Annotated in this window: 22 protein-coding genes; 4 read left to right on the top strand and 18 right to left on the bottom strand. The window is 57.8% G+C overall.

All coding sequences use genetic code 11. The features are described 5' to 3' along the window. The first annotated feature begins 131 nt into the window (after positions 1-131). Positions 132-578: a hypothetical protein gene (locus tag SK58_RS03595; protein WP_032655370.1), complete on the top strand. Its 447-nt coding sequence runs from the start codon at positions 132-134 to the stop codon at positions 576-578. Positions 579-731: 153 nt separating this feature from the next. Here the strand turns inward: SK58_RS03595 and gntU are convergent, their stop codons facing one another. From gntU to SK58_RS03570, 5 genes are all read right to left on the bottom strand, one after another. Then, positions 732-2,072, bottom strand: a complete 1,341-nt coding sequence (gntU, locus tag SK58_RS03590) for a gluconate transporter (protein WP_017693851.1) — start codon at positions 2,070-2,072, stop codon at positions 732-734. 3 nt (positions 2,073-2,075) lie between these two features. Then, positions 2,076-2,603, bottom strand: coding sequence for a gluconokinase (gntK, locus tag SK58_RS03585; RefSeq protein ID WP_003861569.1), 528 nt, complete (start codon positions 2,601-2,603; stop codon positions 2,076-2,078). Between the two features lie 126 nt (positions 2,604-2,729). Then, on the bottom strand, positions 2,730-3,725 hold the full coding sequence (gene gntR, locus SK58_RS03580) for a gluconate operon transcriptional repressor GntR (RefSeq protein WP_003861567.1): 996 nt from the start codon (positions 3,723-3,725) through the stop codon (positions 2,730-2,732). 91 nt (positions 3,726-3,816) lie between these two features. After that, a complete protein-coding gene (locus tag SK58_RS03575) occupies positions 3,817-4,512 on the bottom strand; it encodes a pirin family protein (protein WP_003861565.1) in 696 nt (231 codons plus the stop codon). Between the two features lie 123 nt (positions 4,513-4,635). Then, positions 4,636-5,673: an oxidoreductase gene (locus tag SK58_RS03570; RefSeq protein WP_045333876.1), complete on the bottom strand. Its 1,038-nt coding sequence runs from the start codon at positions 5,671-5,673 to the stop codon at positions 4,636-4,638. 257 nt (positions 5,674-5,930) lie between these two features. Between SK58_RS03570 and yhhY the strand changes: the two genes are divergently transcribed. Beyond that, the gene (gene yhhY, locus SK58_RS03565) at positions 5,931-6,419 is read left to right on the top strand and encodes an N-acetyltransferase (protein WP_015571463.1); all 489 of its coding nucleotides are present in this window, start codon (positions 5,931-5,933) and stop codon (positions 6,417-6,419) included. Positions 6,420-6,506: 87 nt separating this feature from the next. On the opposite strand, the gene ggt is transcribed toward yhhY, so the two are convergent. Beyond that, positions 6,507-8,252, bottom strand: a complete 1,746-nt coding sequence (gene ggt, locus SK58_RS03560) for a gamma-glutamyltransferase (protein ID WP_072159598.1) — start codon at positions 8,250-8,252, stop codon at positions 6,507-6,509. 122 nt (positions 8,253-8,374) lie between these two features. On the opposite strand from ggt, the gene SK58_RS03555 reads away from it, so the two are divergent. Further along, positions 8,375-8,746: a DUF2756 family protein gene (locus tag SK58_RS03555; RefSeq protein WP_023295542.1), complete on the top strand. Its 372-nt coding sequence runs from the start codon at positions 8,375-8,377 to the stop codon at positions 8,744-8,746. Here the strand turns inward: SK58_RS03555 and ugpQ are convergent. From ugpQ to livK, 10 genes are all read right to left on the bottom strand, one after another. Continuing rightward, the gene (gene ugpQ, locus SK58_RS03550) at positions 8,736-9,476 is read right to left on the bottom strand and encodes a glycerophosphodiester phosphodiesterase (RefSeq protein WP_047736907.1); all 741 of its coding nucleotides are present in this window, start codon (positions 9,474-9,476) and stop codon (positions 8,736-8,738) included. The two genes, SK58_RS03555 and ugpQ, sit on opposite strands and share 11 nt — an antisense overlap. After that, positions 9,473-10,543 (bottom strand): sn-glycerol-3-phosphate import ATP-binding protein UgpC, encoded by a 1,071-nt coding sequence (locus SK58_RS03545; protein ID WP_047716452.1) that lies wholly within the window; start codon positions 10,541-10,543, stop codon positions 9,473-9,475. The genes ugpQ and SK58_RS03545 overlap by 4 nt, the downstream gene beginning before the upstream one ends. 1 nt (position 10,544) lies before the next feature. Then, positions 10,545-11,390, bottom strand: a complete 846-nt coding sequence (gene ugpE, locus SK58_RS03540; RefSeq protein ID WP_015571468.1) for a sn-glycerol-3-phosphate ABC transporter permease UgpE — start codon at positions 11,388-11,390, stop codon at positions 10,545-10,547. Further along, a complete protein-coding gene (gene ugpA / locus SK58_RS03535) occupies positions 11,387-12,274 on the bottom strand; it encodes a sn-glycerol-3-phosphate ABC transporter permease UgpA (protein WP_047726259.1) in 888 nt (295 codons plus the stop codon). The genes ugpE and ugpA overlap by 4 nt, the downstream gene beginning before the upstream one ends. Before the next feature lie 102 nt (positions 12,275-12,376). Further along, positions 12,377-13,705: a sn-glycerol-3-phosphate ABC transporter substrate-binding protein UgpB gene (ugpB, locus tag SK58_RS03530; protein ID WP_048219384.1), complete on the bottom strand. Its 1,329-nt coding sequence runs from the start codon at positions 13,703-13,705 to the stop codon at positions 12,377-12,379. Between the two features lie 247 nt (positions 13,706-13,952). Beyond that, positions 13,953-14,666 (bottom strand): high-affinity branched-chain amino acid ABC transporter ATP-binding protein LivF, encoded by a 714-nt coding sequence (gene livF, locus SK58_RS03525; protein WP_015571469.1) that lies wholly within the window; start codon positions 14,664-14,666, stop codon positions 13,953-13,955. 1 nt (position 14,667) lies between these two features. Further along, complete coding sequence (gene livG, locus SK58_RS03520) at positions 14,668-15,432, bottom strand: high-affinity branched-chain amino acid ABC transporter ATP-binding protein LivG (protein WP_003861544.1); 765 nt, start codon at positions 15,430-15,432, stop codon at positions 14,668-14,670. Beyond that, positions 15,429-16,706, bottom strand: coding sequence for a high-affinity branched-chain amino acid ABC transporter permease LivM (locus SK58_RS03515; RefSeq protein WP_003861542.1), 1,278 nt, complete (start codon positions 16,704-16,706; stop codon positions 15,429-15,431). The genes livG and SK58_RS03515 overlap by 4 nt, the downstream gene beginning before the upstream one ends. Further along, a complete protein-coding gene (livH, locus tag SK58_RS03510) occupies positions 16,703-17,629 on the bottom strand; it encodes a high-affinity branched-chain amino acid ABC transporter permease LivH (protein ID WP_015571470.1) in 927 nt (308 codons plus the stop codon). The genes SK58_RS03515 and livH overlap by 4 nt, the downstream gene beginning before the upstream one ends. Positions 17,630-17,675: 46 nt before the next feature. Next, positions 17,676-18,785 (bottom strand): high-affinity branched-chain amino acid ABC transporter substrate-binding protein LivK, encoded by a 1,110-nt coding sequence (gene livK / locus SK58_RS03505; protein WP_023295547.1) that lies wholly within the window; start codon positions 18,783-18,785, stop codon positions 17,676-17,678. 424 nt (positions 18,786-19,209) lie between these two features. Here livK and panM point away from each other — a divergent pair, with 424 nt between their 5' ends. Then, positions 19,210-19,593, top strand: a complete 384-nt coding sequence (panM, locus tag SK58_RS03490) for an aspartate 1-decarboxylase autocleavage activator PanM (protein WP_015571473.1) — start codon at positions 19,210-19,212, stop codon at positions 19,591-19,593. Between the two features lie 162 nt (positions 19,594-19,755). Here panM and livJ read toward each other — a convergent pair whose 3' ends face one another. Beyond that, the gene (gene livJ / locus SK58_RS03485; RefSeq protein ID WP_156174990.1) at positions 19,756-20,856 is read right to left on the bottom strand and encodes a branched chain amino acid ABC transporter substrate-binding protein LivJ; all 1,101 of its coding nucleotides are present in this window, start codon (positions 20,854-20,856) and stop codon (positions 19,756-19,758) included. 197 nt (positions 20,857-21,053) lie between these two features. Continuing rightward, positions 21,054-22,319 (bottom strand): 4-aminobutyrate--2-oxoglutarate transaminase, encoded by a 1,266-nt coding sequence (locus tag SK58_RS03480; protein WP_017693844.1) that lies wholly within the window; start codon positions 22,317-22,319, stop codon positions 21,054-21,056. Between the last annotated feature and the right edge of the window lie 112 nt (positions 22,320-22,431).

Genomic DNA, 22,431 nt, shown 5'->3' with positions numbered 1-22,431 from the left:
GTGGGCTGGACGGTGGCGCCGCAAGGCGCGCCGGTAGCTGATGAGGCCGGTAGGACCAACTCCGTTCAGTCCATCACCAGTGAGGTTGGTCCCTCCAAAGATGGTCAACTCAACTCATTAGAGGCTGTCTTATGACTACTCCCCCTAACTTTTCTCACACTTTATTTACTACCCCGTTCGATCACACTACCGATTTCACCGAACTGGCAGACAACTGCGAGCGATTCGTAGACGTGCTGGTTGAATGTGACGATTCAGCACAAAAGATGGCGCTATGCGGACGGCTTTCCGCCTGCCTCGCCCTGCTCCAGCCCACGCTGCTTGAACCTGTTCCGGAATATCTAAAAGCCAGCCTGACGGTGGATGACCTGCCGCTGGACGTGCCGGTCTTCGAGCCGGAAGTGGATCAGTTAGGACGGTATTGCCAGTTGCTAACGCAAATGCTGTTGGCTCGAACGCTCTCGGCGAGCGATGAAAGAGTCGCAGGAGATTTGTTGCAGGATTTAGTGGGGTTTTACAGTGATACGCTGAAAGCGCCGCGCTGGTTGCGCACAAAGGAAGGCATCGTGCCGCTGTAAAAAAGCCGGGTGGCGCTTACGCTTACCCGGCCTACGGGACCTGAGGTTTTTGTAGGTCGGGTAAGGCGAAGCCGCCACCCGACAAAATACGCCCTCTGCGGCCTGATGCCCTCACCCCAGCCCTCTCCCACAGGGAGAGGGAGAAAACAGGGATTAGCTCAGCAGCGTAAACGCAATCATCCCGACAACCGCACCCGTCGTGCCGAGGATGGTTTCCATCAGCGTCCAGGTTTTCAGGGTTTGCGCTTCGGTTGCGCCGGTAAATTTACCGAACAGCCAGAAGCCCGCGTCGTTAACGTGAGAAACCACAATCGAGCCACCCGCGATACAGATAGAGAGCGCCGCCATCTGCGCACCGGAGTAGTTCAGCTGTTCAATCACCGGCATTACCAGACCCACGGCGGTTAAGCACGCTACGGTCGCGGAGCCCTGAATGATACGTACCGCCGCGGCCAGCACGAAACAGGTGACCGCAATCGGCAGCCCCATCCCGGTCAGCGCTTCGCCCAGCGCCGGACCAACGCCGGAATCCACCAGCACCTGCTTAAACACGCCGCCCGCCCCGATCACCAGCAGGATAATCCCCGCCGGTTGCAGCGCGGCACCACAGATCTCCATCACGCGGTCTTTCGGCATGCCCTGACGCATCGCCAGGCCGTAAATTGCTACCAGACACGCCACCAGGATCGCGGTGAACGGATGACCAATAAATTCGAACCATTCGTAAGCGGTTGACCCCACCGGCACAAAGCGCGCAGCGATGGTTTTCAGGCCCACCAGCACCAGCGGCAGCAGGATCAGCGACAGGCTGAAGCCGAAGGACGGCATTTTGCCCTCGCCCAGGTGCGGCTCGGAGATGTCATCCGGAATGTGCAGCTCAACGTAACGGCTGATGAAGTTGCCCCACAGCGGACCAGCGATAATCATCCCCGGAATTGCCGCGCACAGGCCAATCAGGATCATCCAGCCAAAGTCAGCATGCATCTGGGAGGCCAGCAGCATCGGCGCAGGCCCCGGCAGCAGGAACGCCGCCGCCGCCGCCACGCCCGCAAACAGCGGAATGACCAGCTTCACGAGGTTGGTACCAGTATGCCGCGCCATGGAGAACGCCACGCTAATCAGCAGCACAACGGCCACTTCAAAGAACAGCGGCAGCGCGCAAATCAGACCGGCCAGACCAATCGCGTAGTGCGCACGGCTGTGCCCGAAGGATTTCAGCATCTTGACCGCAATCTGATCGACCGCGCCCGTCTCGTGCAAAATCTTGCCAAACATCGCGCCCAGCGCCACCACAATGGCCAGGAAGCCGAGCGTGCCGCCCATCCCTTTTTCCATCGTCGCCGCGATTTTGTCGAGCGGCATGCCGGAAAAGAGACCGGCACCAATAGAAACCACCATCAAAGCCACAAAGGCGTGCATACGCGCCTTCATCACTAAAAACAGCAGCAGCAATACGGAACCCACTGCTGTCAAAACTAGCGTTAATGTACTCAAAACTTACTGCCTTTTATTAATAACCTCGATGGTGCTGGCAACAACACCTTCCAGCGGCTGATCGATATCAACCACTAAGACATCCTGTTCGTCAGCTCCCGGCTCCTGCAACGCTTCGAACTGCGTTACCAGCATTTGGGTTTTGAAGAAGTGGCCTTTACGCGCCTTCAGGCGGCTTTCAATCACCCCGAAATCACCTTTCAGGTAGATGAAAGAGAGGTTCGGGTTGCCGTCGCGCAGCAGGTCGCGATAGGTTTTTTTCAGTGCGGAACAGACGATCAGGGAGACTTTATTGGTGCGCTGCATCGCGAACGCGGCGTCATTCAGCGCCTGCAACCATGGTTTGCGGTCGTCGTCGTTCAGCGGCTCGCCGGAAGCCATTTTCATGATGTTGCTGCGCGGATGGAGGAAGTCACCATCAAGAAACGCAGCCTGGAGTTGATGCGCCACTTCGCTCGCCACGGCAGATTTACCGCTACCGGACACGCCCATCAGGACGTAAACGTGGTGATCGTGATTAGTCGTGCTCAAAGGGTGTCCCTCAGTCAATTGTTACGGGTAACAGTTATCGGTAACATTGTCCTGCCGGGGCATATGAGAAGCAATATCCAAACGTGCGCGAAGTGAATAAGTGTGAGCTACTTCAAATTTGTCGGATTAAATAGATCCACCCGGTGACAAGGTGAAACCTAAATCTAACATTTTCGGGGTAACTGCCTCACCACGAATGCGCGCCAGCAGGCGTTCTGCGCCAATGCGGCCCATGCGTTCACGCGGGGTCAGGACGCTCGCCAGACGCGGCTCCATCACCTGGCCAATGTCGTGGCCGTGGAAGCCGGCAATCGCCATATCATCCGGGATTTTTAAACCCAGACGCTGGCACTCAAACGCGGCGCCGACCGCAAGGTCATCGTTGGTGCAGAAAATACCGTCCAGTTGCGGATACTCGCGTCGCGCCTGACGCATCAGCTCAATACCCGACGTGTAAGAAGAAGATTGCTCCACCATCACGCTGTACGGGGTTAAACCGGCGTCGAGCATCGCCTGCTCGTATCCCTTCTGTTTGATGATAGTACGTTCATCCAGACGCGCACCCAGATAGGCCACATGGCGATGACCGCGGGCGATGATCGCCGCCGTCATCTGACGCGCCGCTTCAAAGTTATCGAACCCCACGGCGATGTCGAGGCACGGCGACTGGCTGTCCATCAGTTCCACCACCGGAATGCCTGCCACTTCAATCATTTTCAGCGTGCGCGGGGTGTGAGTACGTTCCGTTAAAATCAGGCCGTCGATGTTCCAGGAAAGCATCGATTCAAGACGTTCCTCTTCCAGTTCCGGCTTGTACCCGTAGTGGGCGAGCATGGTCTGATAGCCAAACGCATCGGTGACGCTTTCAATGCCACGCAGCACTTCGGCGAATACCTGGTTGGTTAAGGAAGGAAGCAGGACGCCCACCGCACGGCTGGTCGCATTGGAGAGAATATCGGGCGCGCGGTTGGGGATATAACCCAGTTCATCAAGGGCGGCGGCAATCTTGCCACGCAACGCCACGGAAACCTGTTCCGGGTTACGTAAAAAACGGCTGACCGTCATTTTGGTCACACCGACGCGATCGGCGACATCCTGAAGTACGGGGCGTTTCTTTTTCATCGTCCTGAGAAATCTTGAAGTGAGAGATTTGCTCAGTTTATCACGGACAAAGCTCAACCTTCCCCGTTTAAAGGGAAGGTTGAGAAATTATTTAGACCGGCGGCAGGTCAAACAGCAGAATTTCACTTTCGCTGTCGGCATGCACGGAGAGCGCCTGCTCATCCCAGACTGCCAGGCCATCGGCGGTTGTCGCTTTGGTGCCGTTGATGGACACTTCACCTTTCACCACCTGGATCCACACGCGGCGGTTAGCGGCAATCTGGTGTACAGACTGTTCATCTTTCGCCAGCGCCCAGCGGTACAGCTCCATATCCTGATGCACTTTCAGGGAACCTTCACGCGCATCCGGGGACAGCACCAGCTGTTTGCCCTGTTTCGCGTCGAAGCGGCGCTGCTCGTAGCGTGGCGTGATGCCGGTCTCTTCTGGAATGATCCAGATTTGATACAGGTGCAGTTTTTCCGTTTTGCTCGGGTTGTACTCAGAGTGACGCACCCCGGTACCCGCGCTCATAATCTGGAACTCGCCCGCCGGAACCTGCTCTTTGTTGCCCATGCTGTCCTGGTGCTCAACCGCCCCTTCCAGCACATAGGTCAAGATTTCCATGTCTTTGTGCGGGTGGGTACCGAAGCCCTGGCCTGCATCAATCACGTCGTCGTTAATCACGCGCAGTGCGGAGAAGCCCATAAAGTTCGGGTCGTAGTAGTCGGCAAACGAGAATGAATGCCATGAGTCCAGCCAGCCATGATTCGCGTGACCACGTTCGTTTGCTTTGCGTAAGTAGATCATTGTTTTCACCCTCAGTTCGTTTCGATGGAGTAAGTGTGGACGCAAACGCCCTGGGATCATAGAGGGTGAAAATTGACTCCTCTGTTCAAAAATTTAGAACAAGCGCAGAGGAGCCATTTTTGCTTATTTTGCGAGGGTTACCGTGGCAGGAGAAGCCTGCTCAAAGGCCCGTTCAAGGATTTCCAGGTTGGTCAGAACGTCAGATTCCTTGACATAATTCGGCGCGCCGGTGGCGAGGGTGTCATACAGCGCATCGTAGACGCGTCCATAGTCGCCCGTTTCCGGCTTCAGCTCTTCCCTGACCGTCAGGCCCTCGTCGTTCACGTACTCCAGCACGCCCACGGAATCATCTGCCGCAAAGCCCGGTTCACCCGGCATGATATTGGCCTTCAGGCTGGTCTCCTGTTGGTCAATACCGTACTTGATAAAGGAGCCTTTCTTGCCGTGAACGATAAATTTCGGGTAGTCGATTTTCACCAGATGGCTGGTTTTTACGATGGCTTTCAGGTCGCCGTAGAACAGCTGCGCTTCAAAGGTATCGTCCGGGTTGGCCTTATTGCGCAGGCTGCGGATGTCATACGCCACGTGGTCCGGGCGGCCAAACAAGGAGATGATCTGGTCCATGGTGTGCACACCGAGACCGTAGAAAGATCCGTCCTGCGGCAGTCCGGGCTGGGTTTCCGCCACCGGGCGGTAGTAATCGAAGTGGCTTTCGATTTCCACGATCTCGCCGAGTTTGCCGCTTTCAATTGCCTTTTTTGCCGTCAGGAAGCAGCTGTCAAAGCGACGGTTCTGGTACGGCGTGACGGTCAGCCCTTTGCTTTTCGCCAGCGCGAACAGCTCCTTCGCTTCGGCGATGGTCGGGGTGAACGGCTTTTCCACCAGCACGTTTTTACCTGCTTCCAGCGCGCGTTTCGCGTAGTCAAAGTGGCTGTCGGCGTGGGTACAGACCACCACCAGCTTCACCTGCGGGTCGTTAAGCACCTCATCAAGATCGCTGGTGAAATGAATATGGGAATACTGCGGAGACTGCTCTTCTGGCTTCGCGCGGCGGCGATAGATATGGGCCACGTGCCAGGTCTCTTTTCGGTTAAGAACATACGGAAGGTGGTAACGCGTGGTGCTTTTGCCAAATCCAATAAATGCACAATGTAGTGTCATGGCTCAGTCCTTTTGGAAGGTTACTGAGTCTAACCATAACAAAAAAAAAGCCAGCGAGAAGCTGGCTAAAGTAATACTGGAAGCAATGTGAGCAATGTCGTGCTTTCAGGTTCCCGTAGGAGGTCTTCCTGAATGCAGAGCAATAATAATCATTCTCATTCGCACTTGTCCAACACTTTTTGCAAAAAATAGCGATTGACTCAACTTTTAAAGTCACTGATGTTGGAAGGGACTTTTAACTGACTGAGGAACAAGGAATGAGTGAGATAGTGATACGCCACGCTGAACCGAAAGATTACGACGCCATTCGTCAGATCCACGCCCAGCCGGAGGTGTACCACAACACGCTACAGGTTCCTCATCCTTCAATGGAAATGTGGCAAATGCGGCTAGGCGAACAGCCGGGCATTAAACAGCTGGTTGCCTGCATTGATGATATCGTGGTCGGCCACCTCACCATTGATGTCGCCCAGCGACCACGCCGCAGCCACGTTGCAGATTTCGGTATCTGCGTTGGCGCGCAGTGGCATAACCGCGGCGTGGCCAGCGCACTGATTCGCACCATGATCGATATGTGCGACAACTGGCTGCGCGTCGACCGCATCGAGTTAACGGTGTTTGTGGATAACGAACCGGCAATCGCGGTGTACAAAAAGCACGGGTTTGAGATTGAAGGCACCGGCAGGCGCTACGCCCTGCGCAACGGCGAGTATGTGGATGCGTATTATATGGCGCGTATGAAGTAGTTTGTTGCCGGGTGGCGGCTTCGCCTTACCCGGCCTACGTTCGTGCCGTTGTAGGCCCGGTAAGCGCAGCGCCACCGGGCAAAAAAATCAATACCCCGCCGTTAAATCATCCACCGAACGCGGGTCCGATGCGCCAAACAGCGCCCCGTCCGGCCCGACCATAATGCTCTGGGTGCTGCCCATCGCCTCCTTCACCGCCACCTTCTGCCCGCGCAGCTCAAGCAGCTTGAGGGTGTCCGGGCTAAAGCCCTTCTCCACGCGCAGCTCGTCCGGCAGCCACTGGTGGTGGAAACGCGGCGCATTGGTCGCTTCAGCGACGTTCATCCCAAAGTCGATACTGTTCACCACCATTTGCAGCACGGTTGTGATAATCCGGCTCCCGCCAGGGCTGCCGGTCACCAGCCAGGTTTTGCCGTCTTTCACCACGATGGTGGGCGACATGGACGACAGCGGGCGCTTCTTCGGCCCGACCGCATTCGCATCGCCGCCGACCAGGCCGTAGACGTTCGGCACGCCCGGTTTGGCAGAGAAGTCATCCATCTCGTTGTTCAGCAAAATACCGCTGTTGCCCGCCACAATCCCGGTGCCGAAAGTGGTGTTAAGCGTGTAGGTCACCGCCACCGCGTTACCGTCTTTATCCACCACCGAGAAATGGGTGGTCTGGTTACTTTCATACGGCGCCAGCTTGCCGGGGCGGATCTCGCTCGACGGCTTCGCCTTGTTGATGTCGATCTCGTCGGCAATCGATTTGGCATAGGCTTTGTTGGTCAGCGCCTGCCACGGCACCTTCACGAAGTCCGGATCGCCAAGGTATTCCGAGCGGTCAGCGTAGGCGCGCTTCTCCGCCTCCGCCATCACCTGCATGGCATCGGCGCTACCGAAGCCGAACTTGTGCATATCGAAGTTTTCCAGAATATTGAGGATCTGCACGATGTGAATCCCCCCGGAGGACGGCGGCGGCATGGAGAAGACCTCGTAGCCGCGATAGGTGCCGCTGATCGGCTCGCGCTCCACCGCCTTATATTCCGCCAGATCCGCTTTGGTGATCAGCCCGCCGTTCTTCTGCATCTCATCGGCAATCTGATCGGCAATCGGCCCCTTATAGAAGGCGTCCGGACCGTTTTCAGCAATCAGTTCGAGACTTTTTGCGAGATTCTTCTGCACCAGCTTATCGCCCTTCTTCAGCGGCTCGCCGTCTTTCCAGAAGATAGCCTTGCTGTTCTCATGATTGGGAATAACTTCGCTGCCGTAGGTTTTGAGGTCGTCCGCCAGCGCGTCGTTGACGACGAAGCCGTCGCGCGCCAGCTTGATGGCAGGCTGCACCACTTTATTCAGAGGCAGCGTGCCGTATTTTTCCAGCGCCAGCGAGAACCCCGCAACGGTGCCCGGCGTGCCGGAGGCAAGGTGCGAGGTCAGAGATTTTTTACTGTCCGGATTGCCCTGATCGTCGAGGAACATATCGCGGGAGGCCTGATTCGGCGCCATCTCACGGAAGTCGATGGCCGTGGTTTTACCGTCTTTGGTGCGCAGCATCATAAACCCGCCGCCGCCCAGGTTCCCCGCCTGTGGATGCGTCACCGCCAGCGCATATCCCACCGCGACCGCCGCATCCACCGCGTTACCGCCCTGCTTAAGAATATCGACGCCCACCTGCGTTGCCAGCGCGTCAACCGAGGCCACCATGCCGTGCGTCGCCCGCACGGGGTGAAAAACATCCTCCTCCACGCCGTAAGAGACCGGTGGAGCGGCGGGCGGGTTGGCCGCTACGGTAAATGTGCCGCCTGCCATCAGCGCAGCGATGGCGACCCAGCGCAAAAAGGTTGGTTTCATCATTATTGTTCTCCAGGTGAAGGGGTCCATATTCCCCGCTTAAGCCTGGTTCACAACTCTTAAAAAATCATCGTTATGCCGGAATCAGGGTAAACTTAAGAGAAGCCTCAAAGGAGGAGATAACCATGAAACGATTACTGATCCTGACCGCGCTGCTTCCGTTCGCCGCGCTCGCACAGCCAATCAACACCCTGAACAACCCGAACCAGCCGGGCTACGTCATTCCGAGCCAGCAGCGTATGCAGACGGAGATGATGAGCCAGCAACAGCAGCAGAAAGGGATGCTCAATCAGCAGTTAAAGACGCAGACCCAGGTGCAGCAGCAGCACCTGCAAAACCAGATGAATACCAACACCCAGCGCGTGCAGCAGGGCCAGATGCGGGAGCAGCCGCTGCCAAACTCAAACGGTGGGATGTTAGGGGGCGGGGTGTCGCAAAGCAGCGGTCAGCAGCAAATGCTGCCGACCCAGCAGAACGGCAGTATGCTTAATAAATAAAGTTCGGCCCGATCTGGTCAATCGCATCGGTACAGATGCTGTCCACGCCCCAGCGCAGCAGCTCGGCTGCACGCTGGGGTTTATTGACGGTATACACCAGGATATGCAGACCGGCCTCCTTCAACAGCGTCACGCGCACTTCATCCAGCAGCTTATGGTTGAGGTGGATCGACACGCAGCCTAAGCCAGTCGTCAGCGCGCGCCAGTCTTCTCGCCACTCATCCAGCAGCAGCCCGCGCGGCAACTCCGGTACGGCAGCCTGTGCGGCTTCCAGCGCGTCGATGTCAAACGACGACAACAGCGGCGGGGTCATCCCTTCCCACAGCTCGCGCGCGGCGAGGGCAATCACTTTACCCGTCAGCGGCCCGGTGCCGGTGGTCGGTTTGATTTCGATGTTGGCCATCATGCCGTGTTGACGACAGCGGTCCGCCACTTCCGCCAGCAGCGGCAGCGGTTCGCCTTTAAATTCGCCGCTGTACCAGCTGCCGGCGTCCACCTTCAGCAGGTCACGCCACGGCAGTTCACCTGCCACGCCCCAGCCGTTGCTGGTGCGTTCGAGGTTGTCGTCGTGCAGCAGGAAAATTTCGCCGTCCTTCGACAGCTTGGCGTCGAATTCGATCATCGTGTGGCCGTAGCGCGCGCCAACGTCAATTGCCGCCAGGGTGTTTTCCGGCGCCAGTTTACCGCCGCCCCGGTGGGCGACGATGTGGGGGTAAGGCCAGTTGCTCATACTCGTTGTCCTGTTTCACCGTCAAATAAGTGCAGGTGATTTTCCGGCATATGCAGCCACAGCGTGCTGCCTGCCATCGGGCGCTCCTGATGCGGCAGGCGCACCACCAGCTTTTGCTCGCCCCAGCGCCCGTGCGCCAGGTTGTCTGCGCCCAGCATCTCCAGCGTATCCATCACCAGCGGCACGCCGCCGTCCGCCTGAGACGTCAAACCAATATGCTCCGGGCGGATACCGAGCGTCATCTTACGCCCGGCGTAGCCACGATAGTACCAGTTGATCGGCAACGCCATCCCGCTTTCCAGCTCGAAGTGGGTTCCCGCCGCATTGATCCGCCCGTCCAGCAGGTTCATCGCCGGGCTGCCGATAAAGCTCGCCACAAAACGGCTGGCCGGTTTTTCGTAGACCTCCACCGGGGTGCCAATCTGCTCGGCGATGCCTTTGTTCATCACCATCACGCGCTGGGCGAGGGTCATGGCTTCAACCTGATCGTGAGTCACATAGAGGGACGTGGTTTTCAGGCGGCGATGCAGCTGCTGTAGCTCAAGGCGCATCTGCACGCGCAGTTTGGCGTCGAGGTTTGACAGCGGTTCGTCGAACAGGAATACCGCCGGGTCGCGCACGATGGCGCGCCCCATCGCCACGCGCTGACGCTGGCCGCCGGAGAGCTCGCGCGGGCGGCGCTTAAGCAGGCCGTCAAGTTCCAGAATGCGCGCGGCTTCTTTTACGCGCTCGTCGATATGACCTTTGCCCATACCGCGAATTTTCAGCCCCCAGGCCATGTTCTCTTCCACGCTCATGTGCGGATAGAGGGCATAGTTCTGGAACACCATCGCGATGCCGCGATCTTTGGGCTCCATCTCGGTGACGCGCTGGCGGTCAATCCAGATATCCCCGGACGTTACGCGCTCCAGCCCGGCCACCATACGCAGCAGGGTGGATTTTCCGCAGCCGGACGGGCCGACCATCACGATAAATTCCCCGTCCGCCACGTCGAGCGTCAGCGGCTGAATGACCTGGGTTTTACCGTCCCAGCTTTTGGTAACTGCCTGTAATTTTAAACCTGCCATCTTATTTCTCGCTATCGACCAGGCCGCGGACAAACGCGCGCTGCATGGCTAAAACAATGACTACGGGTGGGATAAGGGTGAGCAGCATCGCCGCCATCACCTGGTTCCAGAGGGTGGTGCCTTCGCCGGTGGCGATCATGCCTTTGATGCCTGCCACGGCGGTGCCGAGGTTGACGTCCTGAACGATCAGCAACGGCCACAGATACTGGTTCCAGCCGTAGATAAAGGTGATCACAAACAGCGCCGCGAGGTTGGTTTTCGACAGCGGCAGCACGATGTCGCGGAAGAAGCGCATCGGCGAGGCCCCGTCGATGCGCGCGGCTTCAATCAGCTCGTCCGGCAGAGTCATAAAGAACTGGCGGAACAGGAAGGTGGCGGTCGCCGAGGCCATCAGCGGCAGGGTTAAGCCCGCGTAGCTATCGAGCATCTTCAGGTTGGCGATCACTTCCACCGTCGGGAAGATACGCACCTCTACCGGCAGCATCAGGGTGATGAAAATCATCCAGAAAAACAGGTTACGCAGCGGAAAGCGGAACCAGACGATGGCGAACGCTGAGAGCATCGACACCGTAATTTTGCCGACGGTGATGCCAAACGCCATGATGAAGCTGTTGAGCATCATCAGCCAGAACGGCGCGCTGTTGGCGCCCACGCCCTGGGTCCAGATGGTCTTCATGTTCTCGAAAAGATGCCCGCCTGGGATCAGCGTCATCGGCGTGTCGAACACCGCTTTGGTGTCCAGCGTGGCGGCGACGAAGGCCACGTACAGTGGGAACAGGATGACGATAATCCCTAAAATCAGCATGGTATGGCTGAAAATCGTCAGCCCGCGACGGTTCTCAATCATTGGTAGCGCACCTTACTTTCGACATAGCGGAACTGCACCACCGTGAGGATGATGACGAGGAACATCAGCACCACCGACTGCGCGGCAGAAGCGGAGAGATCCAACCCCGCAAAGCCTTCGCGGTAGATCTTGTAGATCAGCGTCGTTGTCGCCTGCACCGGACCGCCTGCGGTCGCCGCGTCGATCACCGGGAAGGTATCGAAGAAGGCGTACACGAGGTTAACCACCAGCAGGAAGAAACTCACCGGGGCGATCAGCGGCAGCGACAGGCGGAAGAAGCGGCGCACCGGCCCTGCGCCGTCGATGGCGGCGGCCTCCACCAGCGAACGCGGGATAGACTGTAGCGCGGCAAAGAAAAACAGGAAGTTATAGCTGATCTGCTTCCACACCGAGGCGAACACCACCAGGAACATCGCCTGACCGCTTTTCTGAGCGTGGTTCCAGTCGTAGCCAAACTCGCCCAGGAAGTGGGTAATCAGCCCGCGCCCTGGGTTAAACAGGAAGATCCACAGCACGGCGGCCACGGCAGGAGCCACGGCGTAGGGCAGCAGCATCAGGGTCTGATACAGACGGCTGCCGCGCACCACGTAATCCACCAGCGCGGCGAAAAACAGCGACGCGACAAGACCGCTCACGGTGACCAGCGCACTGAATTTGATCGTCGTCCAGAAGGAGTCCAGGTAGTAGCTGTCGTGGAACAGCGCGGTAAAGTTGTCCAGCCCGACAAACTGGCTGGAAAGCCCGAACGGATCGACGCTTTGTACCGAGTACCACAGCGCTTCGCCCGCAGGCCAGATAAAGAAGATAACGGTGATGACCAGCTGCGGTGCGACCAACAGGTACGGCAGCCAGCGGGAACGGAACACCGGACGGGATGAGGACATTGAGATTAGGTTCCTGAACAATGCCGGGTGGCGGCTACGCCTTACCCGGCCTACATGGGGCACGTCGTAGGCCCGGTAAGCGCAGCGCCACCGGGCATTTTTTTACGATTTGGTCGACTGCTCAAAGCGGCGCAGCAGCTGATTCCCGCGCTCTACCGCAGAGTCCAGCGCCTGCTGTGGCGTTTTCTTTCCGGTCCACACGCTTTCCAGTTCTTCATCGACGATGGTGCGGATCTGCGGCATGTTGCCCAGACGCAGGCCCTTGGTGAACGGCAACGGCGGCTTGTTCAGCATCTGGCGCGTCGCGATGTCTGCGCCCGGGTTCTTGCTGTAGAAGCCCTGCTCGCGGGTCAGGTCGTACGCGGCTTTGGTGATCGGCAGATAGCCGGTCTTCTGGTGCCACTCGGCGGCGTTTTCCGGCTTCGCCAGGAAGTCGAGGAACTCGGCCACGCCTTTGTAGGTGCCGTTGTCTTTACCCTGCATCACCCACAGGCTCGCCCCGCCGATGATAGCGTTTTGCGGCGCGCCTTTAACGTCAGCGTCGTACGGCATCATGCCCACGCCGTAGTTGAATTTGGCATAGTGACGTATATCCGCCAGCGAGCCGGACGAGGCGGTAGTAATGGCACAGTCGCCGTTGTAGAACTTCTCGGTGGATTCGTCTTTACGCCCGAAGTAGCTGAAGTCGCCCTTCTTGTCGAGTGCTTCCAGCAGCGCGATGTGCTTCACCTGCTCCGGCTTGTTGAACTCCAGCACCGCGTCGGTACCGTCGAAGCCGTTATTTTGGGTGGCAACCGGCAGCCCGTGCCAGGCGCTGAAGTTTTCAATCTGGATCCAGCCCTGCCAGCCGCTGGCGTAGCCGCACTTCATCCCCGCCGCTTTCAGCTTCGCGGTGTACTCCGCCAGATCCTGCCAGGTTTTTGGCGGCTGCTCCGGATCTAAACCGGCTTTTTTGAAGGCGTCTTTGTTGTAATACAGCACCGGCGTGGAGCTGTTAAACGGCTGAGAAAGCAGGTGGCCGGTTTTGGAATCGGTGTAGTAACCCGCTACGGTCGGTACGAACTGGGATTCGTCAAAGTTAATGCCCGCCTCTTTGAACACCTCGTACACCGGCTTGATGGCTTTGGAGGCCATCATGGTGGCGGTGCCCACTTCATAAACCTGTAACAGCGCAGGCGCGTTACCGGTACGGAAGGCGGCGATGCCCGCGCTCAGGCTCTGCTCGTAGTTGCCTTTGTACACCGGCACAATTTTGTAATCCGGGTGGGTGTCGTTGAAACGCTGCGCCAGGGAGTCAACCTCTTTACCCAACTCCCCTTCCATGGAATGCCAGAACGGAATGGTGATCACAGCCATTGCGTTCGTCGCAAAAGCCAGACCCAGTGCCAGACCCAGTGCCAGACCCAAAGCTGTGTGTCGTAACGATGTCATTGTCATCTCTCTTATTGTGCCGGATGCGCGATATCACGCGTTTTATGCTCGCGAGGTAACATGACATGCTCGAATGACAGAAAAATAACTGTTTGTTTACAGATAAGTGACAGCCAGGCGTCAGGGGGATGATGGTTGTGTGAAGGGGGTTAATATGAAAAAAGCCGGGTGGCGGCTGCGCCTTACCCGGCCTACATGGTATCCGTAGGCCCGGTAAGCGTAAGCGCCACCGGGCAATACAGACGGCTCAGCCGCCCAGGTACGCACTCCGCACCGCCTCGTTCGCCAGCAGCGCGTCACCGGTATCGGAGAGCACCACGCGCCCGTTCTCCAGCACGTAGCCACGGTCGGCGAGCTTCAGCGCCTGGTTGGCGTTCTGCTCGACGAGGAAGATGGTCATCCCCTCTTTACGCAACTGCTCGATGGTGTCGAAGATCTGCTGGATAATGATCGGCGCAAGACCAAGCGACGGCTCGTCCAGCAGCAGCAGGCGCGGCTGGCTCATCAGCGCGCGGCCAATCGCCAGCATCTGCTGCTCGCCGCCGGACATGGTGCCCGCTCGCTGAATACGACGCTCCCACAGGCGCGGGAAGAGTTCGTACACCCACTTGATGCGGGTCTGGAATTCATCCCGATGGGCGAAGAAACCGCCCATCGCCAGGTTCTCTTCCACCGTCATGCGGGAGAATACGCGGCGCCCTTCCGGGACAATCGCCACCGCTTCACGCATGATCTTAGCCGTCTGCCAGTCGGTAATATCTTTGCCGTCAAACACAATCCGCCCGCTGGTGGCGCGCGGGTCGCCGCACAGGGTGCCGAGCAGCGTGGTTTTACCCGCGCCGTTGGCGCCAATCAGGGTGACGATTTCGCCCTGATTGATGTGCAGGCTGACGTCGTGCAGCGCCTGGATCTTGCCGTAGTGCGCGTTGACCTTGTCGAACGTTAACATCGCTTTTTCCATCTTATGCCTCACCAAGGTATGCGCGGATCACGTCCGGGTTGTTGCGGATCTCTTCCGGCGTGCCGTTTGCCAGCGGCGTGCCCTGGTTTACCACGTAGATACGGTCCGAAATGCCCATCACCAGCTTCATGTCATGCTCAATCAGCAGGATGGTGGTGTCGTGATGGTCGCGCAGCTCGGCAATCAGCTCGTCCAGCTCTTTGGTCTCTTTCGGATTGAGACCTGCCGCTGGTTCGTCGAGCATCAGGATCTCCGGCTGGGTCACCATGCAGCGCACGATCTCAAGGCGACGCTGATCCCCGTAAGCGAGGTTGCTCGCCTGGCGGTTGGCGTGCTGGAGCAGGCCGATACGGTCGAGCCAGGTCGCGGCGCGGTCGAGCGCCTCCTCCTGCGTGCGGCGAAAGGCCGGGGTTTTCAGCAGGCCGGAGAACAGCCCGGTTTTCAGCTGCTGATGCTGTGCCACCAGCAGGTTCTCAATCACCGTCATCTCGCGGAACAGGCGCACGTGCTGGAAGGTGCGCACCACGCCCATGCGGGCAATCTGCTGGCCCGGCAGCCCTTCAAGGTGCTGGTCGCGCAGCATGATGGTGCCGCCCGTCGGCTTGTAGAAGCCGGTCAAACAGTTAAAGACCGTGGTTTTTCCCGCGCCGTTCGGGCCAATCAGGGAGACAATCTCTTTCTTGTGCAGATCCAGATTCACATTGTTGACCGCCAGCAGGCCGCCAAAGCGCATCATCAGGCCGTTAACGGATAATAAAGGCTTCATGCCTGCTCTCCTTTCGCCTGTGTGCGTTTCAGCTTCAGCTGTGGACGGGTCATCGGCAGCAGACCCTGCGGACGCCAGATCATCATCAGCACCATCAAACCACCCAGCATTAACATGCTGTATTCGTTAAAGTCGCGCATCAGCTCGCGGGAGACCACCAGCAGGATAGCCGCGAGGATCACGGCGAACTGCGAGCCCATTCCGCCGAGCACCACAATCGCCAGCACAAAGGCGGATTCGGCAAAGGTGAACGATTCCGGGCTGACGAAGCCCTGACGTGCGGCAAACAGCGTCCCGGCGAAACCGGCAAACGCGGCGCTGATGGTAAATGCGGTCAGCTTGATGCGGGTCGGGTTCAGGCCCAGGGAGCGGCAGGCGATTTCATCTTCGCGCAGCGCTTCCCAGGCGCGGCCCAGCGGCATGCGCAGCAGACGGTTGATCACGAACAGGGTAATCACCACCAGCAGCAGCGCCACCAGATAGAGCCAGATCACGCGGTCGGACGGATCGTACTTGATGCCAAAGAAATTGCTGAAGGTATCCCAGCCGCCTTCACGGGCGGTACGGCTGAACTCCAGGCCGAAGAAGGTCGGTTTCGGGATCTGGCTGATGCCGTTCGGACCGCCGGTCACTTCGGTATTGTTGAGCAGCAGAATACGGACGATTTCGCCGAAGCCTAAGGTCACAATCGCCAGATAGTCACCGCGCAGGCGCAGCACCGGGAAGCCGAGCAGGAAGCCCGCCGCGGCAGAGACCAGCCCCGCCAGCGGCAGACAGGTCCAGAAGCCGAGGCCGTAATAGTGGTTCAGCAGCGCGAAGGTGTAAGCGCCGATGGCGTAGAACCCGCCGTAGCCCAGCACCAGCAGGCCAGACAGCCCCACCACCACGTTCAGACCGAGCCCCAGAATCACGTAGATCATGGTCAGGGTGGCAATATCCACCGTCCCGCGCGAGACCATAAACGGCCACGCTACGGCAGCCACCAGCAGCGCCACCAGGAACAGCTTCTGTTTCACCGTTGTACCGTCGATCGCCGGCAGGACGAATTTCGGCCCGGAGACGTTTTTCAGCGTCTTCTGGAACAGCGGACGCAACAGCTGGAACAAGAACACCACCGCGGTGCCGATAAACACCCACTGCCAGCGGATGTCGGGAGCGGTATCCACCACCAGCTTCGTGCCGTCCAGTCCTAACTGGACGCCCATAAAGACGCCCGCCAGGACGAAGAACATGGCGGCAGAGAGCAGCGCCATCGCAAAATGCATCGGTTTCATACTTTCTCTACCTCCGGACGGCCCAGAATACCGGTAGGCATGACCAGCAGCACCAGAATCAGCAGGGCAAACGACACCACATCTTTATATTCGGTGCTCAGGTACGCCGAGGAGAGCGCTTCGGCCACGCCCAGGATCAGGCCGCCGATCATCGCGCCCGGAATGCTGCCGATGCCGCCCAGTACCGCCGCGGTGAAGGCTTTCATCCCGGCCATAAAGCCGATGTACGGGTTGATTACGCCGTAGAACTGGCCGAGCAACACGCCAGCCACCGCCGCCATCGCTGCGCCGATCACGAAGGTCAGGGCAATCACGCGGTCGGTGTTAATCCCGAGCAGGCTCGCCATCTTCAGATCTTCCGCGCAGGCGCGGCAGGCGCGTCCCATGCGGGAGTAGCGGATGAACAGGGTCAGGGCCAGCATGGCAATAAAGGTCACAACCCAGATAACCAGCTGCATGGTGGTGATGGTGGCAGAGAAGTTTTCGCTGGCCCCTACAATCCACTGGCCGTTAAACAGGCTTGGCAGCGCCACGTCGCGTGAACCTTCGGTCAGGCTGACGTAGTTTTGCAGGAAAATGGACATACCGATGGCGGAGATTAGCGCGATCAGGCGTTTGGAGCTGCGCACCGGCCGGTAGGCCACCCGTTCAATACTCCAGCCGTAGGCGCTGGCGATCACAATCGCGCCGACAAACCCGGCGGCCACCAGCAGCCAGCTGCTGTCGATGCCCATCATCATCAGCGCGGCGATAATCATAAAGGAGACGTAGCTACCGATCATGTACACCTCGCCGTGGGCGAAGTTGATCATGCCGATAATGCCGTAAACCATCGTGTAGCCGATGGCGATCAGCGCGTAGGTGCTTCCCAGCGTGACGCCGTTAAACATCTGCTGCAAGAAGTAGAGAAACTGCTCGGACATAAGAAAACCTTTTTATACCCGCCCGGTGAGCCGGGCGGTGGGATGATTATTTGGCGACCGAGGAAGACCCGTCGGCGTGCCACTTAAAGACACCAAACTCAAATCCCTTCAGATCGCCTTTCTCATCCCAGTTCAGCGGCCCAATCACGGTGTTCGCCCCGTGTGCTTTTAAATCTTTCACCAGATCCAGCGGCTCTTTACTGCCGGTACGGTCCAGCGCGGTGGCCAGAGACTGCACGGCCGCGTAGGTGATCCAGACGTACGGACCGCTCGGATCTTTCTTCTGCGCCTTGAGCGCATCCACGATAGCCTTATTCGCCGGATCCTGGTCATAGCGTTTTGGCATCGTCACCAGCATGCCTTCGGCAGAATCGCCCGCGATGTTGGACAGGGAGGCATTACCGACGCCCTCTGGCCCCATAAACTGGGTTTTCAGGCCGGTGGCGCGCGCCTGGCGCAGCATCTGCCCCATTTCCGGGTAGTAGCCGCCGTAGTAAACGAAGTCGATATTCTCTTTTTGCAGGCGGGCGATCAGCGCGGAGAAGTCTTTCTCACCAGCGGTAATGCCGTCGAAGAAGACGATGTTTGCGCCGCCTTTTTTCAGGCCGTCCTGTACGGAACGCGCCAGGCCTTCGCCGTACTGCTGTTTATCATGAATGATGGCGATACGCTGCGGCTTAACGGTTTCGAGGATGTATTTGGCGGCGGTTGGCCCCTGAGAGGAGTCCAGACCGGCGGTACGCATGATGTGCTGGTAGCCGCGCTGGGTCAGTTCCGGGTTGGTGGCACCCGGGGTGATCATCAGAATGCCTTCGTCTTCGTAGATATCAGACGCAGGCTGCGTGGAGGAAGAACACAGGTGCCCGATGACGTACTGGATACCGTCGTTAACGATTTTGTTGGCGACCGCGACGGCCTGTTTAGGATCGCAGGCGTCGTCATACTCCACGCCTACCAGCTTGTCGCCTTTGATGCCGCCTTTGGCGTTGATATCTTTGATGGCCTGACGCGCGCCGTTGAACTCCATGTCACCCCACTGGGCAACAGGGCCGGACATCGCCCCCACTACCGCAACTTTAATGTCGTCTGCCATAGCGGCATGCGAGATCGACAGTGCGACCATCCCCGCGATTAACGTCTTCGCGTTCCTTTTCATCTCTGAATCCCCATTCGTGATGTCATGTTTATATTTTGTTTTATTATGGTTAAAAAGCATTCTGTACTTTTTATGAACAACGCTATTTTTACCAGTGCCTTTAATGGTTTAGCGCAGTTTTTTGTCAAAAACCAGACTAAAATCTCTATTTTTCAGGCGATTAAGCAAAGATAATATTCTGAAATCAGGCGGAGATAAACAAATAAAAGCGCGGTTTGCAGCATAAAATAACGGTACAAAGCGCCGAATAAATCACTGCCCTTCAGGTTAAAATTCTGCTTATTTTTCGATCCATGTGTTTTCAAACTGCCCATCGCGCTGCCAAAAAACTAATCACCTGGTAAATGGGAAGAAAAAGAGAAAGCGCCTGAGCAAATAAATTGAGTACACTGGCCCTACTCTTTTTGATTTGGACAAGCAGCTAATGAAACTGACTATCGTGCGTCTGGTGACCTTTAGCGACCAGGATCGTATCGACCTGGGCAAGATCTGGCCGGAATATTCCCCTTCATCGCTGGCCGTCGATGAAAACCACCGCATCTATGCCGCGCGTTTTAATGAACGTCTGCTGGCCGCCGTCCGCGTAACGCTGAGCGGCACGGAAGGGGCGCTGGACTCCCTGCGCGTGCGCGACGTGACCCGTCGTCGCGGGGTCGGGCAGTATTTGATTGAAGAGGTGATCCGCGAAAACCCGAGCGTAACCTCCTGGTGGATGGCCGACGTGGGCGTAGAGGATCGCGGCGTGATGGCGGCGTTTATGCAGGCGTTAGGGTTTACGGCGCAGGCGAACGGGTGGGAGAAGCGCTAAAAGAAAGCCGGGTGGCGGCTGCGAGGTGCTCATAGTAGGCCCGGTAAGCGAAGCGCCACCGGGCAAAAGAGGGCTGAGCGGGCTGATGCCCTCACCCCGGCCCTCTCCCACGGGGAGAGGGAGAAAACATTAAAAAAGGCAACTTGCGTTGCCTTTTTGCGTTTATTTTGCGTCAGTCGCCGTGCCGTTGGTATGCCAGTCAAACACGCCGAACTCGAAGCCCTTCAAATCGCCCTTCTCATCCCAGGACAGCGGCCCCATCACGGTTTCCACCGAGTTCGCTTTCAGCCAGGTGGCAATCTCCGCCGGATCGGCTGACTGGTTCAGGCCCGCTTGCAGAGACTGCAACGCTGCGTAGGTGGTCCAGACGAACGCACCACTTGGATCCTGTTTCTTCGCCTTGATGGCATCGACAACAGGTTTGTTCGCAGGCACCTGGTCGTAGTTCTTCGGTTTGGTCACCAGCAGCCCTTCAGCGGATTCACCCGCGATATTAGACAGGGAAACGTTCGCGACACCTTCTGGCCCCATGAACTGCGTCTTCAGACCCGCCGCACGCGCCTGGCGCAGGATCTGCCCCATTTCCGGGTGGTAGCCGCCGTAGTAAACGAAATCGATATTTTCTTTCTTCAGACGCGCGACCAGGGTCGAGAAGTCTTTCTCACCGGCGGTGATACCGTCAAAGAACACCACGTTGGCGTTCGCTTTTTTCAGGTTATCCTGCACCGCACGGGCCAGGCCTTCGCCGTACTGCTGTTTGTCATGAACAATCGCGATGCGCTGCGGCTTCACTTTTTCCACGATATATTTCGCGGCGGTTGGCCCCTGATCGGAGTCCAGACCGGTGGTACGCAGGATCAGCTTATAGCCGCGCGCGGTCAGCTCTGGCGCCGTCGCGGCCGGCGTGATCATCAGAATGCCTTCGTCTTCGTAGATGTCAGACGCGGGCTGGGTGGAAGAGGAGCACAGGTGACCAATAACGTATTTGATCCCGTCGTTTACCACTTTGTTCGCCACCGCGACCGCCTGTTTCGGGTCACAGGCATCGTCATATTTTACGATTTGCAGCTTTTCGCCCTTGATGCCGCCCTTAGCATTAATGTCTGCAACCGCCTGTTCCGCGCCGGTAAATTCCTGGTCGCCGTACTGTGCTACCGGACCGGACATCGCGCCCACCACGGCCACTTTAATATCGGCCTGGGCCATAGTGCTGAATGCCAACGCGATACATCCTGCCAGTAACGCTTTACCCTTCATGTTCATCCTGAGATTCCCCATTATTATGGTTATAACGATTGTTGTGATGTTATTGTGTAGCGCTTTATTTCAGTTATAGGCGTGCTGTTCGCGCTTTTTCAGCATACTCTGCTAAAACATACCCCATTTTTATGATTTTGGAATAGCTAATTTGAAATGAAAATATGATAAGCCCAACTGTCATTTCAGCCGGGCTTTTGGCTTTATCGTGTCAGCGAGGCGGAAATAATATCCAGCGCTTTACGGAACTGCACTTCGGGGATGGTGAGCGGGTAGAGGAAGCGAATAACGTTGCCGTAAACGCCGCAGCTCAAAAGCAGCAGCCCTTCGTTCAACGCGCGCTCCTGAACCTGACGGGTAAATTCGGGCGACGGCTGTCCGGTTTGCGGATCGGTAAATTCTACCGCCACCATCGAGCCCTGCCCACGGATATCGGCGATATACGGACAGCCATCCTTCGCTTTATTCAGCACCTCGACCAGATGATGCCCGAGATGCGCCGCGCGGGTGCAGAGATCGTCCTCGTCAATCACATCCAGCACCGCATGGGCCGCCGCAATCGCCAGCGGGTTACCCGCGTAGGTTCCGCCCAGCCCGCCCGGGGCGGGCGCATCCATCACCTCCGCCCGGCCAGAGACGGCAGAGAGCGGCATCCCGCCCGCCAGGCTTTTCGCCATGGTGATCAGATCGGGCTTCACGCAGTGGTTTTCCATGGAGAACAGCTTGCCGGTACGGGCGAAGCCGGTTTGCACTTCGTCGGCAATCAGTAAAATCCCGTGGGTATCGCACAGGGCACGCAGCGCCTGCATAAAATCAGCGGGCGCGACGTTGAACCCGCCCTCGCCCTGAACCGGTTCAATAATGATTGCCGCCACCTGATCGGGCGCGATATCGGCTTTGAAGATGCGCTCCAGGCTTTTTAGCGCTTCGGCGGTACTAACCCCGTGCAGGCTGTTGGGGAATTGCGCGTGGTACACCGAGCCGGGGAACGGGCCGAAGCCGAGCTTATAGGGCGCCACTTTGCCGGTCATCGCCATGGTCATAAAGGTACGGCCGTGGAACGCGCCGCCGAAGGTGATAATGCCGGGACGTCTGGTGTACGCGCGGGCGATTTTCACCGCGTTTTCGACCGCTTCCGCCCCCGTTGAGAAGAAGGCGGTTTTGGCTGGCCCCTCTATGGGTACGCGCTGGTTGATGCGCTCGGCAAGCGCCACATAACCTTCATAGGGGACGATTTGATAAGCGGTATGGGTAAAGGCGTGAAGCTGTTTTTCGATGGCGGCGATAACTTTAGGATGGCGATGCCCGGTATTCAGCACGGCGATCCCGGCGGCAAAATCAATATACTCGTTACCTTCCACGTCCCACACCGTGGCGTTTTCGGCTTTATCGGCATAGAAGTTACACATGACGCCGATACCGCGCGGCGTCGCCTGTAAACGCCGGTCGTTCAGTTCGTTATTTTTCACCCTGTCACCCTCTGAAAGTCGCCTGCTTAGCGCATCAGTAAGTGTTTGCCAGGGGGAAGAAATTCGCCAGAGCGGGCGCTAAAAAAACAAAACCCCCGAATTTGCATTCGAG

This window comes from Enterobacter sp. BIDMC93 (genome assembly GCF_001037805.1).
Classification (GTDB): domain Bacteria; phylum Pseudomonadota; class Gammaproteobacteria; order Enterobacterales; family Enterobacteriaceae; genus Enterobacter; species Enterobacter hormaechei_C.
Note: the sequence above shows the minus strand (reverse complement) of the source record. Positions and strands in the feature narration are given on the sequence as shown.

Bases quoted from the DNA above. Each gene is read 5' to 3' on its own strand.
- livG (WP_003861544.1), bottom strand. From the start codon at position 15,432: ATGAAGCCTTTATTATCCGTTAACGGCCTGATGATGCGCTTTGGCGGC.
- ugpB (WP_048219384.1), bottom strand. From the start codon at position 13,705: ATGACATCGTTACGACACACAGCTTTGGGTCTGGCACTGGGTCTGGCA.
- ggt (WP_072159598.1), bottom strand. From the start codon at position 8,252: ATGATGAAACCAACCTTTTTGCGCTGGGTCGCCATCGCTGCGCTGATG.
- livH (WP_015571470.1), bottom strand. From the start codon at position 17,629: ATGTCCGAGCAGTTTCTCTACTTCTTGCAGCAGATGTTTAACGGCGTC.
- livK (WP_023295547.1), bottom strand. From the start codon at position 18,785: ATGAAAAGGAACGCGAAGACGTTAATCGCGGGGATGGTCGCACTGTCG.
- panM (WP_015571473.1), top strand. From the start codon at position 19,210: ATGAAACTGACTATCGTGCGTCTGGTGACCTTTAGCGACCAGGATCGT.
- livF (WP_015571469.1), bottom strand. From the start codon at position 14,666: ATGGAAAAAGCGATGTTAACGTTCGACAAGGTCAACGCGCACTACGGC.
- ugpE (WP_015571468.1), bottom strand. From the start codon at position 11,390: ATGATTGAGAACCGTCGCGGGCTGACGATTTTCAGCCATACCATGCTG.
- livJ (WP_156174990.1), bottom strand. From the start codon at position 20,856: ATGAACATGAAGGGTAAAGCGTTACTGGCAGGATGTATCGCGTTGGCA.
- SK58_RS03595 (WP_032655370.1), top strand. From the start codon at position 132: ATGACTACTCCCCCTAACTTTTCTCACACTTTATTTACTACCCCGTTC.
- SK58_RS03575 (WP_003861565.1), bottom strand. From the start codon at position 4,512: ATGATCTACTTACGCAAAGCAAACGAACGTGGTCACGCGAATCATGGC.
- SK58_RS03545 (WP_047716452.1), bottom strand. From the start codon at position 10,543: ATGGCAGGTTTAAAATTACAGGCAGTTACCAAAAGCTGGGACGGTAAA.
- yhhY (WP_015571463.1), top strand. From the start codon at position 5,931: ATGAGTGAGATAGTGATACGCCACGCTGAACCGAAAGATTACGACGCC.
- ugpQ (WP_047736907.1), bottom strand. From the start codon at position 9,476: ATGAGCAACTGGCCTTACCCCCACATCGTCGCCCACCGGGGCGGCGGT.
- SK58_RS03555 (WP_023295542.1), top strand. From the start codon at position 8,375: ATGAAACGATTACTGATCCTGACCGCGCTGCTTCCGTTCGCCGCGCTC.
- SK58_RS03515 (WP_003861542.1), bottom strand. From the start codon at position 16,706: ATGAAACCGATGCATTTTGCGATGGCGCTGCTCTCTGCCGCCATGTTC.
- ugpA (WP_047726259.1), bottom strand. From the start codon at position 12,274: ATGTCCTCATCCCGTCCGGTGTTCCGTTCCCGCTGGCTGCCGTACCTG.
- gntR (WP_003861567.1), bottom strand. From the start codon at position 3,725: ATGAAAAAGAAACGCCCCGTACTTCAGGATGTCGCCGATCGCGTCGGT.
- SK58_RS03570 (WP_045333876.1), bottom strand. From the start codon at position 5,673: ATGACACTACATTGTGCATTTATTGGATTTGGCAAAAGCACCACGCGT.